Origin of the sequence: Frankia canadensis (genome assembly GCF_900197875.1) — a bacterium.
Lineage (GTDB): Bacteria > Actinomycetota > Actinomycetes > Frankiales > Frankiaceae > Frankia > Frankia canadensis.
The window spans coordinates 1-2,276 of sequence record NZ_FZMO01000372.1 but is presented as its reverse complement, the minus strand read 5'-3'; the positions used below and the strand labels follow the sequence as shown (position 1 = coordinate 2,276).

Sequence of the window (2,276 nt, the reverse complement as noted above, 5' to 3'; positions counted from 1 at the left end):
CCCCGCCCACCCCGCACCGGAAGGTGATCGGCCGCGATGACCCGTCCCGTACGCATTCCCGCTGATGTTGATCGCGAGGATCGGATCATGGCGGGTTTCCGCGCGGCGCTGGCGCGCCGTGCTCGCCGGCCCGTCGCGGCAGTTCAACCACGGGCAAGCGTTCCTACGAGTCGCTTGCCACTGAGGCGTGGGTCGGCCGGGCCTCACACCGCTGAACGCTTCCCTTAGCTACCGCGGCTGACGCGCTGGCACGGTCGTCACGTTTCTACTCTCGATAGAACTCGCCAAAATAGCCTAATCAAATGATCTGACCCGGTATCATCCGTGACGAACCGGTGCCGACGACGAGCGGGGGCCGATCGTGCCTGACCCTTCCACCGAAGAAGACAAGCGCGAGAATTCAAAGAATATTGACCTGAAGGAAACGGCGATCCGCGAGTTCCGAGTCGCGCAGAGACTGCGGATGTTGTGGATTCTGGCTAGTCTCATTGTTGCGCTGCTTCTCGGAGCGGCGACCGTCGCCGGCCTGTGGCAGTCGTACCCGGTTCCCTTCAGTTACGTCGGCCTCTTTGCGGGAGCTCTGTCTACGGCATTCGCCGCCAGGGAAATCATAATAAGGCGGCCAAATTTGGCTCGGCTTAAGTACGAGCTTATCGTTCTGCAAAACGAGCAAACGAATCTAGCCGCGCAAAGCGCGGCCGACCCAGTCACAGCGCTTCGCATCTATCGAGTCGCATCCCGGGCCGATGTCAGTCGCTACAGTCGAGCGGCCGCACGAAATCGACGCGTTCACAACACATTCCAAGGAATAATAATCGTTGGGTCAATCGCCGTCACAAGTCTCACGAGTGCCGGTTCTGCGATCGGTGGCTCTCGCTGGTTGGGTGCCGGATTGGCTGCCGCAGTGAGCATTTCTGCTGGTTTTACCGGGTATTTCAAGTACAGGGAGCGCAGCTTTAATCAGCAGCAGACGGCGGACGCAATTGCGAAAGAATCGAAGGCGGTTGAGCTGGGAATTGGTGATTATGGCGGGAAGGAAGAAGACGCTCTCCGACAGTTTGCGCTCAAGGTGGAAGAGCTGAAGGAAGAGCAGCGGAAAAAGGAGCTTCAGCTAGAGCAGACGTCAAACCCGCGCGACGCTTCTCAAACGTAGCCTGGATGCCGTGCCGCACAGCCATCTGTACAGCCAAGCTCGCGGACGCCGGACGACCGGAGTGGACGGCAGCAGACACTCCAGGACGATCTCGCGATCGAGGGGGCTGCCCAAAATGCTGCCGCGCCGCTTCCGTTCCTCGGAGCTGGCGCGCCTGCGGTACGGGTCGGCTTGCCAACGAAGATCCGTACCCACTGCCGTGGTCAGTGAAGGTCAAACATTGCATGGCTCGCCCTCGGCACTGTCCGAGATCAGGCCCCCCGGTGGATGGCAGCAGGTTGGGCGGCGCAAGCAGGAGACATCGCATGGTGTGTAATATGCGTCACGTCACGGCTTAGATCGGGCGTCGCATAGCCGTCCGAGCCTCATCGAAGCTTGAATAGACCTTTTTCGAGCGGACGTCCAGAGATATCTCACCCCTGGTGCTTCGGTCGGTCCAATACCAACCAACAAGCTTTTGAGCTGGACGGCCATGTACGTCTAGAATGATCGCTCCGTGGTGAATGCTGCTGCGCTCCCGAAGTGAAAGTGTCGGAATGTTCTGATACATGTATGCGAGCCTCGGAAGCAGCACCCCCTTTTTCTCTAGAACTGACGTGAGTGTGTTGGATGATGATTCCTTGCTCATTAAACGGAGAGAGATCGTCGAGGAGGTCTGGATAATAGCCACGTAGATCTCGATGGGAGCCGCTCTCGACCCCGTATCGGGGTCGATCCACTCGGACCTTATCTTGCCTTTCCAGGTCCCCCCTAGCACAGGCTTGCCAAGCACGCGGGCTAGGGGTGGAAGTTTCCATAGCCAGCGATCATATGCGAGGAAGCTCAAGGTAACGACGCCGATCGCTATTGAATAGGGCTTGAGATACGCCGAATTTAGCGAGACGCCATTGACTAGGAGAAGTAAAGCCCAAGTGACAACGGCGAGCGTAATAGCGATCTGAATCTGCGAGCGGCTAATCATGGCCTATTCAAATCCCATGTAGTCCCAAGCCTTCGCGGCGAGATTATATCCGTCGGAGCGCACCCATGATTGACCCGGGCTGAAGAGGTACTTGCGTTCACTGACCTCTAGTACTCCAGCCCGACTTTTGTGATCAATTGAGTTGTAGGGCTGCGGCCTGGC

2 protein-coding genes are annotated in these 2,276 nt (G+C 58.1%); one reads left to right on the top strand and one right to left on the bottom strand.

The window, feature by feature from the left end:
- The first annotated feature begins 361 nt into the window (after positions 1 to 361).
- On the top strand, positions 362 to 1,153 hold the full coding sequence (locus tag C1A33_RS23945) for a DUF4231 domain-containing protein (protein WP_207770465.1): 792 nt from the start codon (positions 362 to 364) through the stop codon (positions 1,151 to 1,153).
- A 334-nt stretch (positions 1,154 to 1,487) separates the two neighbouring features.
- Here the strand turns inward: C1A33_RS23945 and C1A33_RS38130 are convergent, their stop codons facing one another.
- The gene (locus tag C1A33_RS38130) at positions 1,488 to 2,114 is read right to left on the bottom strand and encodes a Cap15 family cyclic dinucleotide receptor domain-containing protein (protein WP_165818563.1); all 627 of its coding nucleotides are present in this window, start codon (positions 2,112 to 2,114) and stop codon (positions 1,488 to 1,490) included.
- Positions 2,115 to 2,276 lie beyond the last annotated feature (162 nt).